The following is a 25,866-nucleotide window of genomic DNA, read 5'->3' on the forward strand; positions in this document are numbered from 1 at the left end:
AAAGATATTAGCTTTGAAACTTTATTGTCTACTATTTGTCTAATCGTCTATCAGGGGGTGGATTGATGAAGGGATTATTACTATCGTTCATTTTTAGCATTCTATTTTTGGTCGGGTGTACATCAGAAAACATTAAAAAAGTGGATGTTCATGAAATGGAAAGCTTTTTAGTTACTAAAGAAGATTCGTTGGTTACATATACAGATTCTGAAGCGAACCGAACAATTGTGAAAGCGTTCAAAAAAGCCAAAAAAAAGCCAGGCATAGTCGATATGGCAGATCCAGAATATCAAGTCGATTTTGGAGAGAATTCCTATTATCTTTGGGTAGATGAAAGGCAAGGGACAATAATGGATCTCGATGACACACATACCATCTATAGTCTTTCGGAAAAGTCGTCAAAAGCGGTCTATAAAATAATAGAGGAAGCCCGATAAAACGATTAACGCTCTTACCTCATTATAGAAATTGTAACGGTGGGATTCGAACTTGTGCGGTTGATTAGCGTTATATTTTAGAGGTGATGGGTATGGTGAAAAAGGTATGGATTGTTTTTGGAAGTTTTGCAGTCCTCATTGCATTGGCGGCATATGGTGTCCACTGGGCATTCTTTGATATTCAACGCGTGCCCGAAGGTGAGTATCTGACGGAATCAGTATCGCCTGATGGCCGCTATACAGTGCGTGCGTATAAGACAAATGGCGGCGCTACAGTAGCCTATTCTATTAGAGGCGAATTGGTGTTTAACACTGAAGACAGCAAAACAAAGAACATATACTGGAATTACAAGGAAGACATAGCTGTGATAAATTGGATTGACGACGACACCGTGGACATTAATGGGCACCTCTTGGATGTTCCGGAAGAAAAGTTTGATTTTAGAAATGAATAATAGCATGCCTTTAGCAATTTATAAGGACTTGCAAAAGACTATCAGCTCCGATTTAAAATTGAGGACTTTTAAAATCCTTTTCATATTTCCTTTCACACTGAAAGCATTTTGTTATGCAAACAGAATGTTCCCTCGACTTATATTTGACCTGATCCGCCCGGCAATTTATAGTTGCTATATAAGGCAATAACTAGCAGATATCTTTAACACGCCTAATCAGCTATCTTAAGAAAATCAATTTATTGGAACGAAATAATATTTCTTAATACCAACTTAACAATAGCTTCACAAAACAACTCTATACTTATCGAGAGTCGTACATATCTACTGGAAATCATAATTATCATTCGAGGGGGAAATGACATGAAAAAAATCTTTTTTGGTTCAGCGATATTGTGCTCGGCCGCCTTATTAGCAGCATGCGGAAATGAAGAAGGTGGGACTACGACCGAACCTGCAGAAGGCGGAGCGGGCGTTTCCGGTACCTTGGATTTTTACACTTCACAGCCTGATGCGGATGCACAAGCATTAGTGGATGCTTTTAAAGAGCAGAATCCGGAAGTCGACATCAGCATTTTCCGTTCCGGTACTGAAGAAGTTGTATCGAAAATACAGGCAGAAAACCAGGGCGGCAATATCCAGGCAGATGTGCTGCTGGTTGCCGATTCCGTGACTTTCGAAAATTTTAAAGCAGAAGAGTTGCTGCTTGCTTATGAATCGCCTGAAGCGGAATCCATCGATGAAGCTTTTGTCGATCCGGATGGCATGTATGCAGGGACAAAAGTGATGGCGACCGGTTTGATCGTCAACACCAATGAAGTGACCGAACTTCCTGACAGCTGGAACGCGTTGACGGAGCCGGCAACGAAAGGGCAGGCAGTTATGCCGAGTCCACTATATTCAGGTGCAGCAGCCTATAACCTGGGCGTCATGACGCGACAGGACGGCCTGGGCTGGGAATATTACGAAGCGCTTCGTGCCAATGACATCACCATTACCCAAGGAAATGGAGCAGTATTGGAAAGCGTTGCCACTGGGGATCAGAATTACGGCATCATCGTAGATTATTTGGCGGCTCGCGCCAAAAATGAAGGATCTCCTGTAGAGTTGATTTACCCGTCAGAAGGCGTTCCGGTGATCACTGAGCCGGTGGGCATTATGGCAAACACGGAAAACGAAGAAGCGTCCAAAGCGTTTGTTGATTTCATCCTTTCAGAAGAAGGGCAAACTTTGGCGTCTGAACAAGGCTATACGCCTATCCGCGAAGGCATCGAAGCGCCTGAAGGCTTGAAGACATTGGATGAAATGACCATCCTGGATGCCGAAGCGGTTGAACTATTGGAAACGCGTGATGAAGACAAAGCGAAATTCGGAGAGATTTTCGGCCAGTAAACGACTGCGTGAATTTCGATGTGAGGAGTTACGGATATGACAGTGAAACAGCCAATGGTAGAAGAGAGAAAGAAGAGGGATTCCTCTTTTTCTCTCTTTTTTCAAAAAAAGAATTTGTATAAAATAATCGGCCTGTTGGCCATTTTCGTGTTTTTCCTATTGCCGGTGCTGCGGCTCGTCTGGCTGAGCTTTGTAGAAGACGGCTCAGTGACATGGCAATATTACACCGAAGTCTTAGGGGAGCCTGCAACCTGGAAAACGGTGCAGAACACGTTGATCATTGTAGCAGGCTCGACGGTTCTGGCTTTAGTGCTGGGGGTCTTGTTTTCCTGGATTGTAGCTTATGTCCAACTGAGTGGAAAAAGGGCGATGCAACTTTTTATCTTCCTGCCTTTCATCATCCCTTCCTATATTACGACTCTTGCCTGGACACAATTTTTCAGCGCATCGGGTCCAGTGAATGCAGTTCTGTCGTGGCTGCCGGGAAGTTTGGAAGCCCCAAACCTATACAGCATCGGAGGGATCATCCTGCTCCTTGGGATTTCTCATTATCCGCTGGTGTATTTGTTTACGGTCAATGTGTTCCGGAAAATTCCGCGTGAACTAGAAGAGGCAGCTGCGACTAGCGGCTTGTCGAAAAAACGGGCGTTCCGCAAAGTGGTGCTTCCGCTGGCGCTGCCCGGAATTGCTAGCGGCGGACTCATCGCCTTTTTATCGAATTTGGATAACTTCGGGATTCCGGCGTTTCTCGGGACACCCGCCAATATTCGCGTCTTGAGCACTTATATTTATGAACAAGTGGTCGGATTCGGGCCTTCGGCATTCTCGCGCGCCGCTGTGTTGTCTGTCATTCTTGGCGTTATCGCATTGCTCGGGACTGTCTTGCAGTGGTTCTTGCTGCGCCGCAGCCGCGTCAATGAGACAAACAGAAGCGATTCCACGCCGCGCATTTATTTATCGGCCGGCAAGCAAAAGCTGTTGGAAGCATCCTTATGGATTTTCCTGCTGGTGACGAGTCTGATGCCGCTGATTACAATGGGCGCATTGTCGCTGATTTCCGCTTATGGGGTTCCGTTCAATCTGGAGAATTTGTCCTTGCGAAATTATGAATATGTCTTTTTGACCGATTCCAAACCTTTATCGGCATTGACCAACAGCCTGCAGTTGGCCTTTTTCACGATGCTGATTTGTTTGGTGCTTGGTACTGCGATGGCGTATCTGCGCTTCAAGTACCCGGACTGGAGCACGAAAGCGGCAGAGCTGTTCATGACCATTCCGTTTGCGCTGCCAGGTACAGTGTTTGCCCTGTGCATGATCTTCATGTGGCTGGAGCCGGTGCCAGGTTGGAATCCGGGCATCTACGGCACGGTGTGGATTTTGTTCATCGCTTACGTTGCTCGGTTTTTTGTGCTTCAAGTTAGAGGAAGCTATACGGCATTCCTGCAGATCGATCCATCGATGGAAGAAGCTGCACGGACTTCAGGAGCTGCCGGCTGGGTAAAATGGCGACGGATTTTATTGCCATTGCTGTTTCCTGGCATTCTCAGCGGGGCGCTGCTCGTATTTTTGATGGCGCTCACGGAGTTGACGGTATCCAGTCTATTGTGGTCTTCCGGCTCCGAAACGATCGGCGTCGTAATTTTCGGATATGAACAGGCCGGTTATTCGACATACTCAACAGCCTTTTCGACCGTACTGGTGCTCGGCATACTGATGGGTGGCGCACTGTTTATGTCGGTTGGCAAATTATGGGATAGAAAGGTGCTGAAAAAATAAATGATCAAAGTGGATAATGTATCTAAAAATTATGGTTCATTCACCGCCTTGCATTCGATCGATCTTGAAATTGGAGATGGTGAATTTATTGCGGTGCTCGGGCCCTCGGGTTGCGGAAAAACGACTTTATTGAAGTTATTGGCAGGTTTTATGGGACCAACAGAAGGGACCATTTCCATGGACGACACCTTATTGGCATCGGCTAAGCGCGTCCTACCGCCCGAAAAACGCAACATCGGCATGGTATTCCAATCATTTGCTTTGTGGCCGCATATGACGGTCGCCGAGCACATCAAATTTCCGCTGAGCTACCACCCGAATAAAATCAAAGAAGGCAAAAAAGAGTTGCAGGAGCGCATCAATGAAGTACTGAAACTGGTCGGTCTGAATGCGATGGCTGACCGTTACCCCTCAGAACTGTCAGGTGGCCAGAAGCAGCGCGTGGCACTCGCGCGGGCCATAGCGCCTTTGCCGAATCTATTGCTGATGGATGAACCGTTGAGTGCGCTTGACGTCGAGCTGCGGATGGAAATGCGCAAGGAAATTCAAAAGTTGCATAGGGAGACAAAAGCATCCATCGTCTTTGTCACACATGATCAAGGAGAAGCTTTAGCCATCGCTGACAAAATCGTTGTCATGAACCAGGGGCGGATTGAACAGATTGCGCCACCTGAAATTCTTTACACACGTCCGGAAACGGAATTTGTGGCCACTTTTGTCGGCAAATGCAACCTGGTGAAAGGTCAGTGGCAGAATGCAGGATTTGTTCCGGCCATCGATTCGAAAAATGTTTGGCCAGACCTTGGAGTGGCGGAGAGCTTTAAGGGAAATGGCATTTATCCGGTGCGCCCGGAGCAGTTCCAACTGACGGCAGCAGAACAAGATGGTGTGCAGGGGATCGTTTCTTTTGTCCAGTACCAAGGGCACGAAATCCATTATACGGTGGAAGTCGGTGAAGAAACCTGGACCATTCACGAATCGGTATTTGCATCACGTTTTCAGCCAGGAGATTTTGTCGGCATTTCGTTAAAGAATGCCCCGGTCCAGCAAAAATCTTTAATTACGCGCTGACTTATTTTGGAGCTGAAGTAACCGCTGTCTGCAGTGCGAGAAATGTAGAATTGGTAAAGTCTTTGGGAGCAGATCGAGTTATCGACTGCAACATTCAAAATTTTACTGATTCAAGTGAAACATGCGGTATCATCTTCGATACGATAGGCAAATCAAAGTTTTCGCAATGTAGAAGCACTCTTAAAGAAAAAGGCATCTATCTTTCGTCAGCTGCACGAATGTCCGATTTTGCCCTAATGATTTCGACATCAGCCATGAACAATAAGAGGCTGATAGGCGGCCTAGCACCGATGAGAAAAAAAGATTTGCTCTTTCTGAAGAATTGATTGAAACTTGAAAGATTAAATCAATCATCGATTGAAGCTATCCTTTAGAAAGAATGGCAGAAGCTCATGCGTATGTAGAAAAAGGAAAGAAGAAGTGTGGTAATAACTTTTGAACGTTTTGAACCATTTTAGCCTTACTAGCTATTAATAGAAACCAAAGATCCTATATCGATTTAGAAGCTGAGGAAGCCCAATTCGTGTTTGAACACGATTGGCTTCCTCAGCTTTTTTGCACTGAACAATTAAAAGAAAAGCTATAATTAATTTTTTAAATAAAACTGAGTATTCAATCTTTTAATAAGAACAAACGTTTGGTATAATGAGACGTAGTTAAGGAATGCGATATTTTTAATCAGTAAAAAACCGGTAGTATAATTTTAGATATAAGTACACTCAACTATTACCTGCCATTTCACCTGACAGCCATCTGCCTCTATATTCCAATCAGTCTAACAAGAAATGTAAAGTATTTTCTAGACTTATCTATTGTTGGTGAAGCCTGGAGATTATGATCATTGTTGATCTACCCATCAAATCATAGAAAAGGTGAGGAGTATGTGGGAAGGCGAAAACATTCTACAGAACAATGACTTGGCTATTGAGGCGCAGGGTTTGGTAAAAGTATTCGGGAAAGAGCGTGCAGTCGATGGCGTCGACCTGGCCATTCAGAAAGGAACAGTTTATGGTTTTTTAGGTCCGAATGGAGCAGGCAAAACGACGACTATCCGAATGTTGGCAACGCTCCTTCCTGCAGATGCAGGTAAAGCCCGTATTTTTGGCCATGACTTGGTTTCAGACAGTGCGGCGATCAGGCGCCGAATCAGTCTGACGGGCCAATACGCGTCGATTGACGAGGATTTGACGGGCGTTGAAAACCTGATGCTGATCGCTCGGCTGATGGGGTATACACGGGGGCAAGCTAGAAGCCGGGCAATGGAATTATTGGAAGCTTTCGGATTGGAACGTGCCGCAAAACGCCAGGTGAAAAAGTATTCAGGTGGTATGCGTCGTCGCATCGATATTGCAGCGAGCATCGTAGTGACGCCGGATCTGCTGTTTTTGGATGAACCGACTACAGGACTCGACCCACGCAGCCGCAATCAAGTCTGGGATATCATCCGCGCACTGGTTCGGGCTGGGACGACGGTTTTGCTGACGACGCAGTACCTAGAAGAAGCAGATCAATTGGCAGACCGGATCGGGGTTATCCACAACGGCAAAATTATTGCTGAAGGGACCAGCAATGAGCTGAAGGCATCGGTCGGAAGAGGGACATTAAATGTCCAGTTGGTTAATGCTGAAGACCAGTGGCGTGCACAGGCCATACTGGAAGAAAAGCTGGATGCTGCAGTTCATCTTGGAGCTGATTCCACGTCTTTGACGGCGCAGGCTGATGATTCTGCACGCGTCGCGGAAGCATTAGCTGAATTTGCCGAACAGCGTATCGATGTCAGTGATTTTTCTTTAGGACGCCCCAGCCTTGATGAAGTGTTTTTAACGTTGACAGGTAAGTCTGCAGATCAGCAACATGCTTCTGAGGAGGAGACCTTATGACTGTCCAACTTCAAACAAAAAATTCGATCGGCACAGATTCAAGCATAGACGAGCGTTTGCATCAAGCCATCGCTTCAGGCAAACGCCCAGAGCCGCCGAATGCTTTCGCTTCGACAATGGCGTTTGCTTCGCGCGCCTTGCTGCGGATCAAGCACGTTCCTGAACAGATGTTTGACGTTACCGTTTTTCCGATTATTTTTCTGCTGATGTTTACGTATTTATTTGGTGGAGCCATTGCCGGATCGACCCGTGACTATTTGCAATTCCTTCTGCCCGGCATTTTGGTGATGACAGTTGCCCAAATTACAATGTATACGGGCATAGATTTGAATAACGATATACGAAAAGGGATCTTTGACCGGTTCCGGACCTTGCCGATTTGGCTGCCTTCTGCGTTGATCGGCGCCTTGTTGGTTGATGTCATCCGCTATTCGATGGCTTCTGTCATCATGATCCTTCTAGGGTTGATGCTCGGTTTTCGGCCGGAAGGCGGCCTGATGGGTGTGGCATTTGCCATTGGGCTGGTGCTAATTTTCTCTTTCAGTTTGTCATGGATTTGGACAACTTTCGGGTTGATTGTCCGTTCCGAAAAATCGTTGATGATGATTAGTTTTTTGGTGCTCATGCCGTTGACTTTTGTCAGTAATGTTTTTGTAGAGCCTGAAACCTTGCCGACTTGGCTACAGGGATTCGTAAACAGCAACCCGATTTCCATTTTAGCAACAGCGGTACGTGGATTCATGCATGGAACAGGAACTTGGCAGCAGGTGGCCGGTGTTCTGGTGGTGTCGGCTATCATGACAGCTATTTTTGCCCCGCTCACGATGTATCTATATCGAAATAAGAAATGACACGGAAGCAACACCTGATTATGGAATGCTTTTTCTCTGCCGGTATTGACAGAATAGTCTATACTAAAGGCTGATACGGAGATTTATAAAAGCCGATGAGGAGGAAAAGTAAATGAAAGTTGCAGTAATCGTAGGAAGCGTACGAAAAGATTCATTCAACCGGAAATTAGCGGAGTTTGTAAAAAAACGTTACAACAACAGATTTGACATGGAGATTCTGGATTTGAGTGTCCTGCCTTTGTACAGCCAAGACATTGAAAATAATGAACCGCAGGAAATCACTAATTTCAAGAAGTCGGTCAAAGAAGCGGATGCGGTTCTTTGGGTGACTCCGGAATACAACTCAACCATTCCTGGTGTCCTAGGAAATGCCATCGACTGGCTGTCACGTGTTGATAAAGTGATGATCGGCAAGCCATCCTGGATCATGGGTGCTTCCATGGGAAATTTGGGAACTGTTAAAGCGCAGATGCATTTACGCGATATTCTTTTTGCGCCAGGGCTGCAATCTCCAGTGCTGATCGGCAATGAAATCTATGTCGGGGCGGTCCATACGAAAATGGATGAAGCAGGGAATATCACAGATGAAGCGACTGTGGCTTTTCTGGATACTGTAGTAGATAATTTCGAACAGTGGATGAAATGCTTTAATTAGTCGGCTGTAGGGGGAATGACAAGTGAAGATCGCCATCTTATCTGATATACACGAAGGCTTGAACCGCAAAAGATCTGGCACTGATGTTTTCGGTTTGCTGCAGGAATGGCTGGCCACACATAAGCCGGATGTTTTTATCATCAGTGGCGATATGGCTTCAGGCCCTGAAAAGAGCCTAGCTCTTTTAAATCGATTGCAAAGCGGCTTTCCAAAAACTCAGATTCTTTATGTCCATGGCAACCACGATGTATACCATGAGAATGCCACTGCTGCATATAATATGCTTCTGCAGTTTGCTGGCAATCTCGGCAATGGTCCGGTTCACTTGAACGAAGAGTGGGTCGTAATCGGAGATGGCGGATGGTATGACTATACATTCGGTATCGAAGAGTATACCGCTGAACAGTTTTCTGCCGGGCAATTCAACGATTTCACATGGCCGGATAAAATCCATGCCCATTGGCCGGAGAATGATGTGGCAATCACAGAAAGGTATTTGGCGAAGCTGGAGAATTGGCTCATGGCCAATCAGGAAAAGAACATCATTCTGGTCAGTCATTTTGTGCCGTTAGCCCATTTTGTCCAAGTTAAAAACGACCCTGCCTGGGATTTCTTCAATGCCATGATGGGAAGTAAAGGCATTGGGGAACTGGCTGAAAAATACGGCGTGAAAAAATTGATTTTCGGCCATATTCATACGCGGTATCATGAAGAATACAAAGGCATCGATTGCATCTGCAATCCCCTTGGCTACTATCCGCACGAATGGAAAAACGATTCTGCTGAGGAGGAAATCAATTCAGCGATAAATGTCATCGAAATCTGATGAAGTCTTTGTCCATGTTTACTCCGCTCTTCTCAAAGGAATAGGATAAGCAATACCTAATTGGAGAGGCGGATCAGATTAATGGATATCTACACAATCGGACATTCCAGCCATTCAAAAGAGTTTTTTGACGAGATGCTAAAATCTCGATCTATCGAACTTTTAGCAGATGTTCGGGCATTCCCGGGAAGCCGCAAGTGGCCACAATTCTCAAAAGACGAATTTCCAGTCTGGCTTGAAGCAGAAGGATTCGCATACGAACACTTCCCGAAGCTCGGTGGCAGGCGACGAAAGTCGAAAGACATGGAAGAAGATCGGAATGCAGGCTGGCGCAACCAGTCTTTTCATAACTATGCGGATTACACACTGACAGAAGAATTCCAAGAGGGCATAAAAGAATTATTGCAGAAAGCGGCTGTCAAACGGACGGCGTATTGTTGTTCAGAGCGCCATCCTGCGCGTTGCCACCGTCTGCTGATCAGCAATTATCTGACCGCAAACGGCCATCGCGTCTTGCACATCATCGATGGAAAAAAAGGGGCGGTCGATATTGTTGAGCATGAAGTGGGCATGTGGGGAGCCAAGGCTGTGGTGGATGCCAAAGGTATAGTAACTTATCCAAAAGAGGAATAAACCACAACCAAAAAACCTGCAGACCTTGTGAAGGATCTGCAGGTTTTCTTCTGTCCTGATGGTGGTCTTGATCGTTTTAGAATCTTTTGCTTGTCAGACGGCCAAGTAAAAAGGCTCCAGCAACCACCCCAATGGCAGCATTGGTCTTTTTGGTGAATACCTGCTTCACGACCAGGTTTAAATTCTGTGGGCGCTCTGCCAGTCTTCGCATAAAGTAGCCATACCAGTCTGTACCGAAAGGAATGTACGTGCAGAAATTGTAGCCTTGTTCCGCCAGTTCCAGCTGCATTTCCTTGCGGAAACCATAAAGCATCTGGAATTCGAATTTTTCTTTCGGAATGCTATGGTCAATCACGAATTGTTTTACGTGGTTGATGACATTGTGGTCATGTGTCGCAATGGAAGTGAATTTGCCGTTCAATAGATGATACTCGATCAACTCAATAAAATTGGCATCAATTTCTTCTTTGGTTTGATAGGCAACTGCTTCTGGTTCTTTGTAAGCGCCTTTGACAATGCGCAGGCGGTACTTGCTGTATTTTTGAATGTCTTCCTCGGCTCTGAAGAAATAGGATTGAATCACAGTCCCGATATTGTCATAGTCCTTCGATAATTCCTCCAACAAGTCGAACGATGGCTGCAGGCGCGCATAATTTTCCATATCAAAATTAATGAAAATGTCATAAGCGGACGCTTTTTCGACGATTTCCTTGATATTTTCAAGACAGAAATCGTAATCGATGTCCAACCCAAGCTGTGAAGGTTTTAAGGAAATATGGGCATCCACTTGATGTGCATGGATAGCATCCACAACACCCAAGATTTGTTTTTTTGCGTGTAAAGCTTCTGCTTTGTCGTGGACAAATTCACCCAGATTATCGATGGTGCAGCTGATTCCTTGTGCATTCAGTTCTTTGATGCTGCCCATGGCTTCTTCGATATTGGTTCCAGCGACAACACTATGTGCCCCCAGCTTAAATCCGTAATTTTGTGCTGCTTTATTTAAAAGTTGGTTTTCTGAAAGATGCATAAAGAAATTTTTAACGATCATTTTTATTGCCCCAATCTTCTCTGTATTTTTTACGGAACAAATTAGTGGAAGGAAATCTAAATTATATTTAAAAAAACATCTAGGAGCAAAATAATTTTGCGCTAATAACTATCCCTATCTATAATAATGCAAAATTATGATGCATTTTGCAATCTTTATTTTTTCTATTTTGATATTTATTGAATTTTTCAATCAATAAAGGGACAAATAGTGAAAATTGCAGTGTGCACTTTCAGAAGTAATGGACTTTGGTAAACTGGAATTAGAAGAAAAATCAATAATCAAAGGAGGGTGCGAATGGAAACTGACTATCTCTTTGAAACTCAGCGGCTTGGTTTCAGAAGTTGGAAAACGCAGGATCGGGAACCGTTTGCAGCTATGGCGGCAGATCAAGAAGTGATGCGCTATTTTCCAAAAACCCTGATGAAAGATGAAGCGGACCTTTTAATTGACCGCTTTAACGCACATTTTGAGGATAAAGGGTATACCATGTGGGCCGTGGAACGCAAAGAAGACAGGGCGTTCATTGGATTTATTGGTCTGTTGGAAATCACCATGCCCATCGAAGGACAAGGGGCAGCGGAAATTGGCTGGCGTTTGGACAAGCGCTATTGGAAACAAGGCTATGCGCTTGAAGGGGCGAAAGGCTGTCTAGCGTATGCATTCGGTCCTTTGGATATGGCAGAGGTCTATTCCTTTACTTCAACGACCAATCTCCCTTCGGAAACTGTTATGAAAAGGATCGGTATGAAAAAAGTAGGCGAATTTGAACATCCGAAACTGGATTCCAGCAGTCCGCTGAAGAAACATGTGCTATATAAAATCCATAGGCTGGATGCCGTAAAAGAATATGAAGAATGATGAGGTGCAACATGAAAAAGCATGTGTTGGAGAATTTCAATGAATTGGCAGGCATCTATGAGAAAATGAGAGATGCGAATAATCTTTATAATACGCAATACGAACGGCCAGCGATGATGCAGCACATTCCTTTCACTATGGAGGGGATGAGAGGACTCGATGCGGGCTGTTCGGCAGGCTGGTATTCCAAACAATTGGCCGATCGAGGGGCACAAGTGACAGCCGTAGACTTGAGTCCCGAAATGGTCAATGCTACACAAAAGCTGCTTGGCGAAAAAGTGGAAGCCCTGTGCTTGGATTTGGAAGAACCTTTGCCTTTTGACGACCATCGTTTCGATTTTATTGTAAGTTCCTTGACCTTGCATTACTTGAAGGATTGGCAAGGGGTTTTTTCGGAGTTCAGCCGCGTACTGAAGCCAGGAGGGAGTTTTCTGCTGTCGATCCATCATCCTTTGACGGATCTGCAGCTGTTGGACGATGCTCATTATTTTTCGACTGAATTGATTGTCGACCAATGGAATAAGGCAGGAAAAATTTACAATATGCCATTTTATCGCCGGCCGTTAAGTGAAATCCTTAATACGCTGCTAAGCTTTTTTTCAATCGAGCAAGTGATAGAGCCAAAACCAACAGCACAATTTAAGGAATTGGCACCTGAACAATATGAACGATTGTTGAAGAGCCCAAATTTCCTGATTTTGAAAGTCCGAAAAAAATAAAAAACAAAACAATCCCCCCACTCGGTACAACCAAGTGGGGGGAATTCATGTTCTATTCGTCTTTATTGCACATGCAACGTTCACATTCGTAGATGATGGACTGGTGCTGCTCCTTGATTTCGCATCCGCACTCGCGGCATTCTTTCATTGAGCGTGTCTCATATGTTTTAGTCGTTTTCATAATGATCTCCTCCAATAGGTTAATTTGGTTTGAATGCCGTGGCGTTGGAAAGGATGCTAATCAGTAGACATGTGTTGCTTACTTAGTTGTTGTGAATTGAGCGGTTTCAGTCGAGCCCTTCATAGCAGTTGTCGAGCTTGTACCGCCCGAAACGATCTGTGAAATCTCATCGAAGTAGCTTGTACCAACTTCACGCTGGTGGCGTGTCGCTGTGTAGCCTTTCGATTCGTTAGCGAATTCAGCTTGCTGCAGCTTCGAGTATGCCGCCATGCCGTTGTCTTTGTAATCGTGAGCAAGTTCGAACATACTGTGGTTCAATGAGTGGAAGCCAGCCAATGTAACGAACTGGAACTTGTAACCCATCTTGCCAAGTTCAACCTGGTATTTCGCGATTGTTTCTTCATCAAGCTTCGCTTTCCAGTTGAATGAAGGTGAACAGTTATAGGCAAGCAATTTGCCAGGGAATTCAGCATGGATGGCATCAGCAAATTGTTGAGCTTCTTCCAGGTTCGGGTGGGACGTTTCACACCACACAAGATCCGCATAAGGTGCATATGCCAGGCCGCGTGCGATAGCTTGGTCAATTCCTGCGTTCGTACGGTAGAAGCCTTCAGGTGTGCGTTCGCCTGTGATGAAAGCATGGTCGCGTGGATCGATGTCGCTTGTGATCAAATCAGCTGCATCTGCATCCGTACGGGCGATGATGAGGGTCGGTACGCCGAGTACATCAGCTGCCAATCGGGCTGCAGTCAGGTTTCTTACTGCATTTTGAGTTGGAAGCAATACTTTGCCTCCCAAATGTCCGCATTTTTTCTCGGAAGCCAATTGATCTTCAAAGTGGACGCCTGCAGCTCCTGCTTCGATCATCGCTTTCATCAATTCGTAGACATTCAGCGGTCCGCCAAAGCCGGCCTCTGCATCTGCTACGATTGGTGCGAACCAGTCAAAGCCTTCTGTGCCTTCAACGCCATCGATTTGATCTGCACGTTGAAGTGCCTGGTTAATTTTCTTCACTACATCAGGTACTGAATTGACCGGGTACAAACTTTGGTCAGGGTACATCTGGCCTGCAGAGTTTGCATCCGCAGCTACTTGCCAGCCGCTCAGGTAAATTGCTTTTAATCCTGCTTTAACTTGTTGAACTGCCTGGTTGCCAGTTAATGCGCCGAGTGCATTCACAAAATCTTCTTCGTGAATCGAGCGGAACAAGCGTTCAGCACCTTTTCTCGCCAATGTATGTTCAATCTGGATAGAACCGCGAAGCTTTACGACTTCCTCAGCTGTGTACATACGTTCAATGCCGTTCCAGCGTTCGTCTTGTTCCCAGCTCTTATTCAGTTCCTCGATTTGTTGTTGTTTGTTTGCGACCATGTCATCCATCCCTTTCTGATTTGAGAATCAACAATCTGTGTTAGTACAGTTTGTTTTCTTGTTAATTAATATATAACAGAAAGAGATGGTTGTCTTCAAAATTGGACAAAAGCGATTATTTACCGATAAGGGACGACTATTCGCGATGAAGAAGAGAGAGTATTCTGATATCCTGTTTCAATACAGTTTTAGGAGAAGTATGAGGAAAGGGGAAGGTGAGGACGATGGAAGCGAATAGGAGGATGCAGACTGGCGATGGATGCAAAAAGTACTGTTGAAGAAGCAGTGATTTTGGACAAACCGTTTAGAAAAACATACCGTCTCTACATAATAACCATTCAATCATGCAATCTTTGAATTTGATTCCTTTTATATATAGAAGGAACAGAAAAAATTTAAGAGGAAAACTATGCTTAAAACCTTGCCACAGCTAATTTGAAAAGAGGGACCCAAGGCACTCTCAAAGCAGTTTCTTCTATATAATAGAAGCTCTTATGGAATGACGATAAAAATTGACAAGTGCACACACGTTCAGAAGGCATACAGAAAAGGGAAAGGATGATCTATTACATCCATCATTAGGCTGAATCCATAAAAGCAATAGAACAGGATTTTCGTTCATCGAAAGTGGTTCTTGCCCGCGATAAAGTAAAAAAACAGCTGCAGCTAGGAAGAAAGCTGCGGCTGTTTCTATAAGGGAATATTTTTAAAAGCTTATTAGCGGTCCAATCCTTTTCCCATCCCCTTCAGGAAGTTAAGGCCGAACTTGATGGTGCGGTTGATGTCAGGGTCTCTGAATGCTTTTACCAGCTGGAGCACCCCAAGTTTTTTGCCATTATTATTTTGAGTTTCCGCTTCTTTTAAGCCATTGACGACACTCGAAGCCAGCTTGCCTGTTGAAGCCGGATCAATCGCTGTCAGTGCGCCTGCTGCACTCATCATATTATTGATGAGGTTGGTCACCGGTTCACGTGTTGCCTGGCCCATGACCACTTCGGCAATGCCTTCTTTCGCTTTGACCATCGCGAGGACAGCATCCAAGACACCTGCATCATCCAAATCACCAGTAATGGCCAATAATTTATTAAGCGCCTGATCCTGTTCGGCAATCAGCGTTTCCAATTCGTAGAGTTTTTGCTGACGGATTTCGTCAGCGGTCCATTCCTTCTTCTTGATCTGCGTTATTGGGCTTGCCATTGGACATCACCTTTCTATCGTTGATCTGTCAGGTGCACATAACCTTCACGTGCCCATTTGCGTTCCACTTCGATGCCGGATACTGGCGTCCGTTTCTTGTCCCGCGGATTTGATTTTGGCAGCGGGCGTTTGACATGGTCTTTCAGCACTTCCATCCGGACCTTGGTCTGTTTATAGGCCGGCGTATTGGTACGCTGATCGACAGCCGGTCCAGTCAGGAAATTGATGGCCGTTTCTTTGTTTGTTGAATTCATCGGCATGAACAATTCATTGCCTTTTACTCGCCCTGTAACGATGACGGGCAATTTCAATGCGCCGTAAGGGGAGACGAGGCGGACAGTTGATCCATCTTCCAGTCCACGTTCTTTAGCCAGCTGCGGAGACACTTCAACGAAAGTTTCCGGCAGTTTGGAAATGATCCCTCTTGATTTATCGGTCATATTGCCTTCATGGAAATGCTCCAGCAAACGGCCATTATTGATATGCAGATCGTACTCGACCGGGAACACTACTGGTTCTACCCAATCGGACAATGCAAAACGCGCTTTTTTGTCCGGGAAATTAAAGCCATCGGCATAAAGGAGTGGGGTGCTTTCTCCTTCAAGGCTGCCCCAAAGGAAGCTGTTCCAACCTTCCATGTTCGTGTAATCGGCTTTTGCGAACAATGGAGACAGACTCGCCATTTCTGCAAAAATTTCACTTGGGTGGCTGTAGTTCCAGCCTGCACCAAGGCGGTTGGCGATTTCCTGGACGATCCACCAATCCGCTTTCGATTGGCCGAGTTCAGGAAGTGCTTTATACAGACGCTGAACGCGGCGTTCTGTATTGGTGAAAGTACCGTCTTTTTCAAGTGACGGGGCTGCCGGAAGGATGACATCTGCGTATTGGGCGGTCCGTGAGAAGAAAATGTCCTGTACGACGAAAAAGTCAAGTTTCGCAAGAACTTCATCTACGTGGTTGGCGTTCGAATCGACCAATGCCATATCTTCACCGACAACATACATGGCCTTCATGATGCCTTCGTCAACAGCCTGCAGCATTTGGATATTATCCATACCCGGCTTGTCGTCGATTTTCACTCCATAAGCCCGTTCAAATTTTTGGCGGGCAGCGTCATCTGTAACATGCTGGTAGCCCGGAAGCCAGCCTGGCAATGAGCCCATGTCGCAAGCTCCTTGAACATTGTTGTGGCCGCGCAGCGGGTATGCGCCAGCTCCTGGCCGGCGATAGTTTCCAGTCGCCAGCAAGAGGTTGGAAATTGCAGCGGACGTGTCAGAACCACCGGTATTTTGCGTGACTCCCATGCCCCAAAGGATGCAAGTGCCGTCAGCATCACGGATCATTTCAGCTGTGCGGATCAAGGTTTCCTTGGAAACGCCACTGCGTTGCTCGGCATAGTCCAATGTGTACTGGTCCAGCACTTCTTTAAAATCATTGAAATAATTGACGTTGTCATCGATGAATTGCTGATCATGCCAGCCTTGGTCGATCATGTATTTCGTTACAGCCATCAGCCATACCTGGTCCGTGCCTTGTTTCGGCGTAATGAAGATATCCGAGCGTTCGGCCATTTCATTTTTGCGCATATCGGCAACAATCAATTTCTGGCCATGCAATTTGTGCGCGCGTTTGACGCGAGTCGCTAATACGGGATGGCCTTCTGCCGGGTTGGCGCCAACAATGATGACGAGTCCCGCGCTGGCGATGTCTTTGATGGTTCCGGCATCTCCGCCCATTCCGACTGTACGGAACAAACCGTCTGTCGCAGGGGATTGGCAATAGCGTGAGCAGTTATCGACGTTATTCGTTTCAAATACCTGGCGGCTCAGCTTCTGTAAGATGTAATTGTCTTCATTGGTGATTTTCGAAGACGAGATGACACCGATTGAATCTTTGCCGTTTTGTTCTTTGATCGTTTTGAATTTCGAAGCGACTAAATCAAGCGCTTCTTCCCAAGTAGCTTCGACAAACTCACCGTTTTTGCGGATGAGGGGAGTGGTGATGCGTTCTTCGCTATTGACGAAGTCCCAACCAAATTTGCCTTTTACGCAAGTGGAGATGGCATTGGCCGGCGCTTCGGAAACAGGCTGGATCTTCAGGATTTCACGGTCTTTAGTCCAGATTTCAAATGAACAGCCGACACCGCAGAATGTACAGACTGTTTTGGTTTTTTTCGTCCGTGTTTCACGCATCGTTGCTTCTGCATCCGATACGGCCATGATGCCGCTATAGCCCGGTTCAACGTCTTTCACCAAATCAATCATCGGCTTCAGGATTTTCTCCGGAATGGCGGTCATGAAACCTGCTTCACCAAGCATCGATGTTTCCATCAAGGCATTGCACGGACAGGCAGTAACACATTGGCCACAGCTGACGCAGGAAGAATCGTTGATTTTGGCGCCGCCGTCCCACAGGACAATCGGCCGGTCGCGTGACCAGTCCATCGTCAAAGTTTCATTGACCTGGAGGTTCTGGCAGACCTCGACACATTGGCCGCAGGCGATACATTGGTTCGGATCATACCGGTAGAACGGATTGGTTAAATCAACTTCATCGACTGTACACTTCGGTTCGAACGGGTATTTTTGGTGTTCAATTTCCATCATGTCGACAGTGTTGTGGACTTTGCAGTTGCCATTGTTATTGTCGCAGACTGTGCAGTACAGCAAGTGATTCTCAAGAATCCGGTCCATGGCTTCGGTTTGCGCTTCCTTGGCGCGCGGGGAAGCCAATTGGACTTCCATACCGGCAGTTGCTGGAGTTGAACAGGCACGAACAAGCTTTCCGTCAACTTCAACGATACATGTGTCACAGGTTTCGATCGGGTCGACTTCAGGCATATAACAGATTTGCGGATGAAGAATCTTTTCTTCGTTGAGCACCTGTAAAATGGTTTTTCCCTGCTCGAACTCGACAGGGGAACCGTTAATCTTAATGGACATGCCAAAACCTCCTTCTTATGATATGCAGCATCCAGCTTTTACAACGGACGTTTGACCTGCCAGCCTCCTCGGCATAGGGGAATCAAACTGTCCGCAAAAAAGGGATAAAAAAATTCCACCATGAAAAACACACTTGACAAGTGCATCTGTTTCATAGTGGAATAGTGTCTTAACAGGACTTGTTAAATGACCAATCCAAATATATAGGGTAAAGTGAAAGCGCTGTTGCATTAAAATACAGCAACACCAACATATGCTATTATTATATACAGTAAAAATGAGATGCACAACTAAAATTGGTACTAGTCAAAAAATTACAAGTCCGAAAGAGGAGAGGATCTACATGTCCAGACAGATCCATGAATTCAATGACATCATTCGAAAGTTGCGGAAAAACCTTTTTGGAAAAGGTCCCGAACGCATACAGACTGTCTTTGTTAATGATATGGCCATCGCGACTTTATATGGGAATTTGAGCCCCTCAGAACAATTCATTGCCAGAACACCGGAAGGCAGAGAAATGGTCCACACTGCGCGCACCCGGATGATCCAAAGTGTCTATGCCACATCAGCACCGGAAGGCATGGAGGAATTGGTCGGGGCCAAATTCGTCCATCTATTCTCAGACATCAAAGTTGAAGACGACATCGCCGTATCTGTATTTCTGTTTGACCGGCCGATTGACCAAAATGGACAGCCAGGAGGCAAAACCGATGCAACAAGATAAAGCACGAAAAATCCTGCGCTACGAAAAAGGCGGGTTTATCGAAAAAGAAGACCGTGTTGTTGTCGAACAACCGGCTACCATTAAAATAAACGGCAAAGAGTTTATCACTATCGTCTGTTCACCTGAGCATATGGAAGAAATGGCCATCGGTTTTTTGGTATCTGAGCGCATCATCCCCAATTACCGGGACATCCAGGAAATCCGGGTGGAAGAAAAAACGGGAACGGTCCACATAACCGCTGAGAAAGTCTATCCATTTTTTGAGCAGCTCCAGAACAAGCGGTTCATCAGTTCCTGCTGCGGCATGAGCCGACAGGGATTTGTCTTTGCGCATGATGCTATGATTGCTAAAAAAATGTCCGATGTCAGCGTAACGCTAACCCCGGAAAATTGCTTTCAGCTTATGGAGGGGATGGCGGCTTCAGCTGAAATGTTCAAGCAGACAGGCGGCGTCCATAATGCGGCGCTTTGTGACGCGAACGGCATCATCGTTTCGCGCATGGATATCGGCAGACATAATGCACTCGATAAAATCTACGGCTATTGCCTGGTGAACAATATTGACGTCCGCGACAAAGTCATCGTCTTCAGCGGGCGGATTTCATCAGAGATTTTGCTGAAGGTAGCGAAGATCGGCTGTGAAATTGTCCTGTCGAAATCCGCACCAACAGAATTGGCATTGACTTTGGCAGACGATTTGGGCATCACCGCTGTCGGCTTTATTCGCGGTGGATCGTTCAATCTGTATACGCACCCTGAACGGATTGTCAGTAAAGAAACTTCTGCAACTTAGTAAAAAAATAGAGTGACAAAAAAAGGGAAGGGTGCTATGCTTCTAATCGTCTAAATATTTCGGTTATTAAACAGAGGCAGTTCTGAGCTGTATATTCCACCCATCGCGGTGTTTAGTGTGATTTTACTTCTTTCCAGTTTAGTATTTCCTGCCTGCCTAGTCGAAATACAAATGACCGCAATTCCTAAAACCGATGATTTTCATTGTTGAAAATCATTTTTATATAAACACAAGCAATTGACCAGGAGGTTAGGGAAGATGAAAAAGAAGCCGAAAAACAGATGGTTGATCGCATTATCTGCAGTAGGAATACATATTTCGATCGGCTCTGTTTATGCATGGAGCAATTTTACCAATCCATTGATTGACCAGTTTGGGTGGTCCACCAGCCAAGTGCAGCTGACATTCAGCATCGCCATCCTGTTCCTGGGATTATCCGCAGCCTTTTTCGGCAGTTTTGTAGAAAAGTACGGCCCAAGAAAAGCGGGCTTGGTGGCAGCCTTTTTCTTCGGTGCCGGCATCATTGGCTCGGGCTTTGCTGTAAGCGCTTCCTCGCTGCCGATGCTCTATGTGTTTTATGGAGCGCTTGGAGGAATCGGGCTTGGCATCGGTTATATCGCGCCGGTTTCTACATTGGTCAAATGGTTCCCGGACCGCCGTGGTTTGGCTACGGGCCTTGCCATCATGGGCTTTGGATTTGCCGCAGCCATCAGCAGCCCCATTATGGAAATGCTCATCACTTCAGTTGGAGTGGAACAGACTTTTTATATTTTAGGGGCAGCCTATTTGATCATCATGACCCTGTCATCCCTGTATCTTGAAAAGCCGGAAGAAGGCTGGATGCCTGCAGGCTTTGAAGAAAAAATAAATACCGGCAAAGCTGAACGGAAAATCGACTTGTCCCAGTTGACGGCCAACGAGGCAGTAAAGACAAAGCGCTTTTATTACTTATGGTTTATGCTATTCATCAACGTCACATGCGGAATCGCGATTTTATCGGCGGCCAAACCGATGGCAATTGACAGCATCGGCATGACTACCGTCCAGGCAGCGGCTTTGGTTGGTGTCCTTGGAATTTTCAACGGCCTCGGACGTTTGGGCTGGGCGGCAATCTCCGATTACATCGGCCGACCGAATACGTATACGGCATTTTTCGTTATACAAATTGCGTTATTTGCATTATTGCCATTCACTACCAACGCGATTTTCTTCCAGATCATGCTGGCAATCATCTATACATGCTACGGCGGTGGATTTGCATCGATCCCAGCATACATCGCGGATATTTTCGGTACGAAACAATTGGGAGCAATCCATGGGTATATTTTGACTGCGTGGGCAGCAGCCGGCCTCGCAGGACCTTTGTTCGCCGCTTTCATGAAGGATAAGACGGGAAGCTATGAAAGCAGCCTGTTGTTCTTCGCCGGCCTGTTCGTAGTGGCTTTGATCATTTCACTGGTCATTCGTTTGGATATCCGGAGAATCCGTGCCAAAAATGGAGAAATAGCTGTAGCGCCAACTGCAGAAACCGTCAGCGATTGACAACAGGAAAATCGCTGGGTGTCATTTGCAGATATCAAACATGACAAGAAAGAAAGGAATAATGAATCGCCTTTTGAAACTATGCAAAAAAGGATGCATTCCCAGAAACAACCTTGAACTCATCATTTGCCAAGGTTGTTTTTGTGTTATTTGAAAAGGCCAGTTTGACAGGCTCCCGGCCTTTGTATAAGTTTAATACGTATAGGTCCATCCTGAATAGAAAACAACAAACCTTGAAGAACTCACCATACATACTGAAATACTGCTAGCATTTTTAGATTAGGAGCTGAAGAACAATGGTTGAAAAACGTATGCCAATCCCCGTATCAGAAGCACTCGAACGGGTTTTGGGCGAAGCGTCTTTAATCGGAGACGAAAAGGTGGAGCTGGAAGAAAGCTACGGCCGCATTCTGGCTGAACCGATTGTTGCTTCCAGTGATGTGCCGCCGTTCAACCGGTCACCTTATGATGGGTATGCCATCCGTTCAGTGGATTCTGCCGGAGCATCAGGCACCAATCGGATTTCATTCCGCGTCATTGACCATATTGGAGCGGGAGAAGTGTCGGCTAAAAGACTTTCAGCCAATGAAGCAATCCGCATTATGACGGGAGCCCAGCTTCCGGAAGGGGCTGACGCCGTTGTGATGTTTGAACAGACGGTCGAAACTGAACAAGGCATCACAATTCGAAAACCGTTTGAGGCACTCGAAAACGTCTCTTTGCAGGGAGAAGATGTCCAGAAAGGCGAAGTGGTCATCGATTGCGGAAGTTTGATCAATCCAGGCACAATCGCGTTGCTGGCGACTTTCGGCTATTCGCAAGTCGCGGTAGCGAAACAACCGGTTGTTGGAATCCTTTCAACCGGAACCGAATTGCTGGGGGTCGATGACGAATTAGTGCCGGGCAAAATACGCAACAGCAACGGACCGATGATTGTTGCCCAACTGAAGCGAATGGGTTTCCGCTGCAAGATGTACGGCATGTCGATTGACCAATTGGATGAAAGTTACGAAGTGGTCAAAAAAGCTGCGGACGAAACCGATTGCCTGATTACGACTGGCGGCGTTTCCGTCGGAGATTTTGATTTTCTGCCGGCGATCTATGAACGGCTCGGGGCTGAAGTATTGTTCAACAAAGTAGCCATGCGCCCCGGCAGTGTGACAACTGTTGCCGTCGCAAATGGCCGCTATTTGTTTGGATTGTCCGGAAACCCTTCTGCTTGCTTTACCGGATTCGAGTTGTTCGTGCGGCCCGCCCTGCTGAAGATGATGGGAGCGGGAAAACTATATTTGCCGCAGACAAAAGCGGTTTTAGGAGAAGATTTCACAAAAGCCAATCCATTTACACGTTTCATCCGCGCTTCTTACGACGGCGAAACAGTGTCACCGGCTGGATTCAATAAATCGAATGCGGTATCATCGATCGCACGAGGCAATGCGTTGATTGTGTTGCCTGGAGGCAGCCGCGGATTCCACAGGAGCGACACGGTTGATGTCCTCCTTCTCGGCATGGAAGAAGGGGCAAGCAAATGGCGGCTCTAAAGGTATTGCAAGTTGTCGGCTTCAAAAACAGCGGCAAAACAACACTGGCCTTAAATTTGCTGGAACAGGCTAAAAATAAAGGAAAGACGGTTGCGTTCATTAAGCACCATGGCCATGGTGGCCCGCTTGAACTGCCGAAAGCAGATACCGACAGCATGCGTTTGTTGGGAAGCGGCGCTGATTGTTCCATTGCATATGGGGATGGCATCATACAAATGCATCAGCAAAAACAAACAGCAACAGTAGAAGAACTAGTTGACTATGCTTCTTTAGGGAATCCGGATTTGATTTTGGTGGAAGGCTTTAAAGAAGCGCCTTTTGAAAAAATTGTTTTGCTGCGTTCAGTTGAAGATAGCCTGGAGCTTCAAAAGCTGCAAAATATCGTCTTGGCAATTGCACCGGAAGAATTGCAGCTGGACAATATCCGGTTGATTCTTCAGAATGACAGTAAGCTATTACAGAATTGGTTTGCGAATTGGATGGTGATAGATAATGAAGGCATTTGAAATTGTAACAGAAGCGATCAACCCTCAAATTTACGCAGATTTTGTCTTGCGCCCGGAAGCGGGAGCAGTTACTTTATTCACTGGACATGTTCGTGAGTGGACAAAAGGGGTACGGACAATGTATCTCTCTTACGAAGCTTACGTGCCGATGGCAGAGAAAAAGCTGGCGCAGATCGGCGAAGAAATTGAACAGCGCTGGGAAGGGACGAAAGTGGCGATTGCCCACCGGATCGGCGAGCTGCAGATCAGTGACATTGCGGTTGTTATTGCGGTTTCATCGCCGCACCGGAAAACAGCCTATGAAGCGAATGAATACGCGATTGAACGGATAAAAGAAATTGTACCGATCTGGAAAAAAGAAATTTGGGAAGACGGCGAAGAATGGATCGGCGACCAGAAGAAAAAACCGGAAGGGGAATTGACATGATCCAATTGCATTATTTTGCAGGACTCCGTGAACAGACCGGTGTTTCTGAAGAACAAGTCGATATGGCCGGTCGGACTGTAGAAGACTTATGGCAATGGGCGACTGAGAAATACCCGGATTTTGTTTCCGGGGCAGCACGTGTGGCTGTCAATGAAGAATATGCGCTGCCGACGGATGTGCTGGAAACAGGAGATGTTGTGGCTTTTATCCCACCGGTAAGCGGAGGATGACAGTTCTTGTTGGAATCCTGTTGGCAGGCGGCCTGTCACGGCGGTACGGTTCCCCAAAGGCGTTTGCGGAACTAGAAGGAGAGTTGTTTTATGAAAGAGCTTATAACGCATTAGCGGCTGTTTGTGATGATGTGGTCATCATTTCCAGACCTGAATTGATGGAACGCTTTTCATCCGATGCTGAAGTCGTTACCGATCTCGACTGGATTGAAGGACAAGGGCCGCTGGCGGGCATCCTGTCAGGGATGGTTGCCAAGAGAGCAGATAAATATTTCGTGTTGCCTTGTGATATGCCGTATGTAGGGCCTGCAGAAACAGCCAGGCTGTTGGATCTTGCAGACAACGCGTCAGACATTACAGCCTTATGGAACACAGTTGGAAAAATCCCGTTGTTCAGTATTTGGGATAAACGGGTAAAAGAACAGCTGCAGCAAGAGCTGGAGGCTGGACAATTCCGCGTCATGAAGTTTATGGAGAAAGTGGCTACCGAGTGGATCGATTCATCAGAAATCCATGAAGAGCCGCTTGTTTTCCGTAATGTGAACCAACCCGACGATCAAATGAGGGGGTGGCAAAATGGCCATTAAACCAGTACAGGACCAATTTCATCGCCCGATACGGGATTTGCGGATTTCGGTTACCGACCGCTGCAATTTCCGCTGTTCGTATTGCATGCCAAAAGAAGTTTTCGGAGATGATTATGCATTCTTGCCGAAGCAGGAATTATTGTCATTTGAAGAAATCCATCGCCTGACTAAAGTATTTGTGGCGATGGGTGTCAAAAAAATCCGGCTGACAGGCGGAGAACCCTTGATGCGCAGAGGGTTGCCTGAGCTTATTAAAAAAATCCTTTCGGTTGAAGGGGTGGAAGACATCGGCTTAACGACAAATGGCATGTTTCTTGGCAATCAAGCACAGGCCCTTTATGATGCAGGATTGCGCCGATTGAACATCAGCCTTGATGCCTTGGATCCTGAGCTGTTTGGAAAATTAAACGGCCGAGGTGTCGAACCTTCTCATATATTGAAGCAAATTGATTTTGCACAACAAGTCGGTTTTGAAATTAAAGTCAATATGGTGGTCCAAAAAGATGTTAATGAACAAGAAATTTTGCCGATGACGGCTTATTTTAAAGTCCGGGGCATTACATTGCGCTTTATCGAATTCATGGATGTCGGCAACGACAATGGCTGGAGCTTTAAAAAAGTAGTGACCAAAAAACAGATTCTCGACAAACTGCAGACCGTCTATAAACTGGAACCTGTCGACAAAGATTATTATGGTGAAGTTGCGAAGCGTTACCGTTTTGAAGAAGGGGATGCCCAAGTCGGATTTATTACATCCGTTTCGGAATCTTTCTGTTCATCTTGTACGCGCGCACGCCTGTCATCTGACGGTAAATTTTACACCTGCCTGTTCGCAACCGGCCATTTTGATATTCGGGAATTGATTCGGAGTGGATTGACCGATGAGGAACTATTGGAAAAAATCTCAGCTGTCTGGGAACGTCGGGATGACCGCTACTCGGATGAACGCACTGAATTCACCGCAAAAAACCGCAATAAAATCGGCATGTCCTATATCGGCGGATAACAGGGGCAAATGAAAAAGGCGATTCCTGTAAACACAGGAATCGCCTTTTTCATTTGCTTATCTAGATGAGTCGATATGGTCCAAACCGTAAATGGAAAGGATAAATATTTCTCTTAGCGTTCTTCAACCGGCACATACGTCTGCATGCCAGGCCCGATGTATTCCGCACGCGGGCGGATCAGGCGGTTGTTCGAATACTGCTCAAGGAT

At 46.1% G+C, this 25,866-nt stretch carries 26 protein-coding genes and 1 pseudogene; 21 read left to right on the top strand and 6 right to left on the bottom strand.

Features of this window, described 5'->3' with window-relative positions; all coding sequences use genetic code 11:
• Positions 1 to 65: 65 nt before the first annotated feature.
• From H9630_RS05390 to H9630_RS05440, 10 genes are all read left to right on the top strand, one after another.
• On the top strand, positions 66 to 437 hold the full coding sequence (locus tag H9630_RS05390) for a hypothetical protein (protein WP_191714429.1): 372 nt from the start codon (positions 66 to 68) through the stop codon (positions 435 to 437).
• Between the two features lie 92 nt (positions 438 to 529).
• On the top strand, positions 530 to 892 hold the full coding sequence (locus H9630_RS05395; protein ID WP_191714430.1) for a DUF5412 domain-containing protein: 363 nt from the start codon (positions 530 to 532) through the stop codon (positions 890 to 892).
• A 363-nt stretch (positions 893 to 1,255) separates the two neighbouring features.
• Positions 1,256 to 2,284, top strand: coding sequence for an ABC transporter substrate-binding protein (locus tag H9630_RS05400; protein WP_191714431.1), 1,029 nt, complete (start codon positions 1,256 to 1,258; stop codon positions 2,282 to 2,284).
• Between the two features lie 36 nt (positions 2,285 to 2,320).
• On the top strand, positions 2,321 to 4,060 hold the full coding sequence (locus tag H9630_RS05405; RefSeq protein ID WP_191714432.1) for an ABC transporter permease: 1,740 nt from the start codon (positions 2,321 to 2,323) through the stop codon (positions 4,058 to 4,060).
• Positions 4,061 to 5,131 carry an ABC transporter ATP-binding protein gene (locus H9630_RS05410; RefSeq protein WP_191714433.1) on the top strand — a complete coding sequence of 357 codons (1,071 nt, stop codon included), beginning with the start codon at positions 4,061 to 4,063 and terminating at the stop codon, positions 5,129 to 5,131.
• Positions 5,132 to 6,012: 881 nt separating this feature from the next.
• Positions 6,013 to 7,011: an ATP-binding cassette domain-containing protein gene (locus H9630_RS05420; RefSeq protein ID WP_191714434.1), complete on the top strand. Its 999-nt coding sequence runs from the start codon at positions 6,013 to 6,015 to the stop codon at positions 7,009 to 7,011.
• Positions 7,008 to 7,862 (top strand): ABC transporter permease, encoded by an 855-nt coding sequence (locus H9630_RS05425; protein ID WP_191714435.1) that lies wholly within the window; start codon positions 7,008 to 7,010, stop codon positions 7,860 to 7,862. Before H9630_RS05420 ends, H9630_RS05425 begins: the two co-directional genes overlap by 4 nt.
• Before the next feature lie 112 nt (positions 7,863 to 7,974).
• The gene (locus tag H9630_RS05430; RefSeq protein WP_191714436.1) at positions 7,975 to 8,517 is read left to right on the top strand and encodes an NADPH-dependent FMN reductase; all 543 of its coding nucleotides are present in this window, start codon (positions 7,975 to 7,977) and stop codon (positions 8,515 to 8,517) included.
• A 22-nt stretch (positions 8,518 to 8,539) separates the two neighbouring features.
• Entirely contained in the window at positions 8,540 to 9,343 is an 804-nt protein-coding gene (locus tag H9630_RS05435) for a metallophosphoesterase (RefSeq protein WP_191714437.1), read from the top strand.
• 81 nt (positions 9,344 to 9,424) lie between these two features.
• On the top strand, positions 9,425 to 9,976 hold the full coding sequence (locus tag H9630_RS05440) for a DUF488 domain-containing protein (RefSeq protein WP_191714438.1): 552 nt from the start codon (positions 9,425 to 9,427) through the stop codon (positions 9,974 to 9,976).
• 76 nt (positions 9,977 to 10,052) lie between these two features.
• Here the strand turns inward: H9630_RS05440 and H9630_RS05445 are convergent, their stop codons facing one another.
• Positions 10,053 to 11,027: a proline dehydrogenase family protein gene (locus H9630_RS05445; protein ID WP_191714439.1), complete on the bottom strand. Its 975-nt coding sequence runs from the start codon at positions 11,025 to 11,027 to the stop codon at positions 10,053 to 10,055.
• A 297-nt stretch (positions 11,028 to 11,324) separates the two neighbouring features.
• Here H9630_RS05445 and H9630_RS05450 point away from each other — a divergent pair, with 297 nt between their 5' ends.
• A complete protein-coding gene (locus tag H9630_RS05450) occupies positions 11,325 to 11,888 on the top strand; it encodes a GNAT family N-acetyltransferase (RefSeq protein ID WP_191714440.1) in 564 nt (187 codons plus the stop codon).
• 11 nt (positions 11,889 to 11,899) lie between these two features.
• Positions 11,900 to 12,607, top strand: a complete 708-nt coding sequence (locus tag H9630_RS05455; protein WP_191714441.1) for a class I SAM-dependent methyltransferase — start codon at positions 11,900 to 11,902, stop codon at positions 12,605 to 12,607.
• A 52-nt stretch (positions 12,608 to 12,659) separates the two neighbouring features.
• Here the strand turns inward: H9630_RS05455 and H9630_RS05460 are convergent, their stop codons facing one another.
• The 4 genes from H9630_RS05460 to fdhF form a co-directional block, all read right to left on the bottom strand.
• Positions 12,660 to 12,788 carry a YhfH family protein gene (locus H9630_RS05460; protein WP_191714442.1) on the bottom strand — a complete coding sequence of 43 codons (129 nt, stop codon included), beginning with the start codon at positions 12,786 to 12,788 and terminating at the stop codon, positions 12,660 to 12,662.
• 78 nt (positions 12,789 to 12,866) lie between these two features.
• Positions 12,867 to 14,159 (bottom strand): isocitrate lyase, encoded by a 1,293-nt coding sequence (aceA, locus tag H9630_RS05465; protein WP_191714443.1) that lies wholly within the window; start codon positions 14,157 to 14,159, stop codon positions 12,867 to 12,869.
• 717 nt (positions 14,160 to 14,876) lie between these two features.
• Positions 14,877 to 15,356 carry a DUF1641 domain-containing protein gene (locus tag H9630_RS05470; protein WP_191714444.1) on the bottom strand — a complete coding sequence of 160 codons (480 nt, stop codon included), beginning with the start codon at positions 15,354 to 15,356 and terminating at the stop codon, positions 14,877 to 14,879.
• A 14-nt stretch (positions 15,357 to 15,370) separates the two neighbouring features.
• Positions 15,371 to 18,298, bottom strand: coding sequence for a formate dehydrogenase subunit alpha (fdhF, locus tag H9630_RS05475; protein WP_191714445.1), 2,928 nt, complete (start codon positions 18,296 to 18,298; stop codon positions 15,371 to 15,373).
• Positions 18,299 to 18,641: 343 nt separating this feature from the next.
• Between fdhF and H9630_RS05480 the strand changes: the two genes are divergently transcribed.
• From H9630_RS05480 to moaA, 9 genes are all read left to right on the top strand, one after another.
• Positions 18,642 to 19,025 carry a DUF2294 domain-containing protein gene (locus H9630_RS05480; RefSeq protein ID WP_191714446.1) on the top strand — a complete coding sequence of 128 codons (384 nt, stop codon included), beginning with the start codon at positions 18,642 to 18,644 and terminating at the stop codon, positions 19,023 to 19,025.
• On the top strand, positions 19,012 to 19,818 hold the full coding sequence (gene fdhD / locus H9630_RS05485; RefSeq protein WP_191714447.1) for a formate dehydrogenase accessory sulfurtransferase FdhD: 807 nt from the start codon (positions 19,012 to 19,014) through the stop codon (positions 19,816 to 19,818). The genes H9630_RS05480 and fdhD overlap by 14 nt, the downstream gene beginning before the upstream one ends.
• Positions 19,819 to 20,076: 258 nt before the next feature.
• Positions 20,077 to 21,360: an L-lactate MFS transporter gene (locus H9630_RS05490; RefSeq protein ID WP_191714448.1), complete on the top strand. Its 1,284-nt coding sequence runs from the start codon at positions 20,077 to 20,079 to the stop codon at positions 21,358 to 21,360.
• Between the two features lie 296 nt (positions 21,361 to 21,656).
• Positions 21,657 to 22,901 (top strand): molybdopterin molybdotransferase MoeA, encoded by a 1,245-nt coding sequence (locus tag H9630_RS05495; RefSeq protein ID WP_191714449.1) that lies wholly within the window; start codon positions 21,657 to 21,659, stop codon positions 22,899 to 22,901.
• A complete protein-coding gene (gene mobB / locus H9630_RS05500) occupies positions 22,889 to 23,407 on the top strand; it encodes a molybdopterin-guanine dinucleotide biosynthesis protein B (RefSeq protein ID WP_191714450.1) in 519 nt (172 codons plus the stop codon). Before H9630_RS05495 ends, mobB begins: the two co-directional genes overlap by 13 nt.
• Positions 23,394 to 23,834, top strand: coding sequence for a molybdenum cofactor biosynthesis protein MoaE (locus H9630_RS05505; RefSeq protein WP_191714451.1), 441 nt, complete (start codon positions 23,394 to 23,396; stop codon positions 23,832 to 23,834). Before mobB ends, H9630_RS05505 begins: the two co-directional genes overlap by 14 nt.
• The gene (moaD, locus tag H9630_RS05510; protein WP_191714452.1) at positions 23,831 to 24,064 is read left to right on the top strand and encodes a molybdopterin converting factor subunit 1; all 234 of its coding nucleotides are present in this window, start codon (positions 23,831 to 23,833) and stop codon (positions 24,062 to 24,064) included. The genes H9630_RS05505 and moaD overlap by 4 nt, the downstream gene beginning before the upstream one ends.
• Positions 24,061 to 24,651: a molybdenum cofactor guanylyltransferase gene (locus H9630_RS05515; protein WP_191714453.1), complete on the top strand. Its 591-nt coding sequence runs from the start codon at positions 24,061 to 24,063 to the stop codon at positions 24,649 to 24,651. The genes moaD and H9630_RS05515 overlap by 4 nt, the downstream gene beginning before the upstream one ends.
• A complete protein-coding gene (moaA, locus tag H9630_RS05520) occupies positions 24,641 to 25,657 on the top strand; it encodes a GTP 3',8-cyclase MoaA (protein WP_191714454.1) in 1,017 nt (338 codons plus the stop codon). Before H9630_RS05515 ends, moaA begins: the two co-directional genes overlap by 11 nt.
• A 113-nt stretch (positions 25,658 to 25,770) precedes the next feature.
• On the opposite strand, the pseudogene H9630_RS05525 reads toward moaA, so the two are convergent.
• A pseudogene (locus H9630_RS05525) lies at positions 25,771 to 25,866 on the bottom strand (citrate/2-methylcitrate synthase); the annotation flags it as partial.

It is taken from the genome of Planococcus wigleyi (assembly GCF_014836985.1).
Classification (GTDB): domain Bacteria; phylum Bacillota; class Bacilli; order Bacillales_A; family Planococcaceae; genus Planococcus; species Planococcus notacanthi.

Excerpts from the sequence above, each read along its gene's own strand:
- H9630_RS05390 (WP_191714429.1), top strand. The coding sequence starts at position 66 with ATGAAGGGATTATTACTATCGTTCATTTTTAGCATTCTATTTTTGGTC.
- H9630_RS05395 (WP_191714430.1), top strand. The coding sequence starts at position 530 with ATGGTGAAAAAGGTATGGATTGTTTTTGGAAGTTTTGCAGTCCTCATT.
- H9630_RS05400 (WP_191714431.1), top strand. The coding sequence starts at position 1,256 with ATGAAAAAAATCTTTTTTGGTTCAGCGATATTGTGCTCGGCCGCCTTA.
- H9630_RS05405 (WP_191714432.1), top strand. The coding sequence starts at position 2,321 with ATGACAGTGAAACAGCCAATGGTAGAAGAGAGAAAGAAGAGGGATTCC.
- H9630_RS05410 (WP_191714433.1), top strand. The coding sequence starts at position 4,061 with ATGATCAAAGTGGATAATGTATCTAAAAATTATGGTTCATTCACCGCC.
- H9630_RS05420 (WP_191714434.1), top strand. The coding sequence starts at position 6,013 with ATGTGGGAAGGCGAAAACATTCTACAGAACAATGACTTGGCTATTGAG.
- H9630_RS05425 (WP_191714435.1), top strand. The coding sequence starts at position 7,008 with ATGACTGTCCAACTTCAAACAAAAAATTCGATCGGCACAGATTCAAGC.
- H9630_RS05430 (WP_191714436.1), top strand. The coding sequence starts at position 7,975 with ATGAAAGTTGCAGTAATCGTAGGAAGCGTACGAAAAGATTCATTCAAC.
- H9630_RS05440 (WP_191714438.1), top strand. The coding sequence starts at position 9,425 with ATGGATATCTACACAATCGGACATTCCAGCCATTCAAAAGAGTTTTTT.
- H9630_RS05445 (WP_191714439.1), bottom strand. The coding sequence starts at position 11,027 with ATGATCGTTAAAAATTTCTTTATGCATCTTTCAGAAAACCAACTTTTA.
- H9630_RS05450 (WP_191714440.1), top strand. The coding sequence starts at position 11,325 with ATGGAAACTGACTATCTCTTTGAAACTCAGCGGCTTGGTTTCAGAAGT.
- H9630_RS05455 (WP_191714441.1), top strand. The coding sequence starts at position 11,900 with ATGAAAAAGCATGTGTTGGAGAATTTCAATGAATTGGCAGGCATCTAT.
- H9630_RS05460 (WP_191714442.1), bottom strand. The coding sequence starts at position 12,788 with ATGAAAACGACTAAAACATATGAGACACGCTCAATGAAAGAATGCCGC.
- aceA (WP_191714443.1), bottom strand. The coding sequence starts at position 14,159 with ATGGTCGCAAACAAACAACAACAAATCGAGGAACTGAATAAGAGCTGG.
- H9630_RS05470 (WP_191714444.1), bottom strand. The coding sequence starts at position 15,356 with ATGGCAAGCCCAATAACGCAGATCAAGAAGAAGGAATGGACCGCTGAC.
- fdhF (WP_191714445.1), bottom strand. The coding sequence starts at position 18,298 with ATGTCCATTAAGATTAACGGTTCCCCTGTCGAGTTCGAGCAGGGAAAA.
- H9630_RS05480 (WP_191714446.1), top strand. The coding sequence starts at position 18,642 with ATGTCCAGACAGATCCATGAATTCAATGACATCATTCGAAAGTTGCGG.
- fdhD (WP_191714447.1), top strand. The coding sequence starts at position 19,012 with ATGCAACAAGATAAAGCACGAAAAATCCTGCGCTACGAAAAAGGCGGG.
- H9630_RS05490 (WP_191714448.1), top strand. The coding sequence starts at position 20,077 with ATGAAAAAGAAGCCGAAAAACAGATGGTTGATCGCATTATCTGCAGTA.
- H9630_RS05495 (WP_191714449.1), top strand. The coding sequence starts at position 21,657 with ATGGTTGAAAAACGTATGCCAATCCCCGTATCAGAAGCACTCGAACGG.
- mobB (WP_191714450.1), top strand. The coding sequence starts at position 22,889 with ATGGCGGCTCTAAAGGTATTGCAAGTTGTCGGCTTCAAAAACAGCGGC.
- H9630_RS05505 (WP_191714451.1), top strand. The coding sequence starts at position 23,394 with ATGAAGGCATTTGAAATTGTAACAGAAGCGATCAACCCTCAAATTTAC.
- moaD (WP_191714452.1), top strand. The coding sequence starts at position 23,831 with ATGATCCAATTGCATTATTTTGCAGGACTCCGTGAACAGACCGGTGTT.
- H9630_RS05515 (WP_191714453.1), top strand. The coding sequence starts at position 24,061 with ATGACAGTTCTTGTTGGAATCCTGTTGGCAGGCGGCCTGTCACGGCGG.
- moaA (WP_191714454.1), top strand. The coding sequence starts at position 24,641 with ATGGCCATTAAACCAGTACAGGACCAATTTCATCGCCCGATACGGGAT.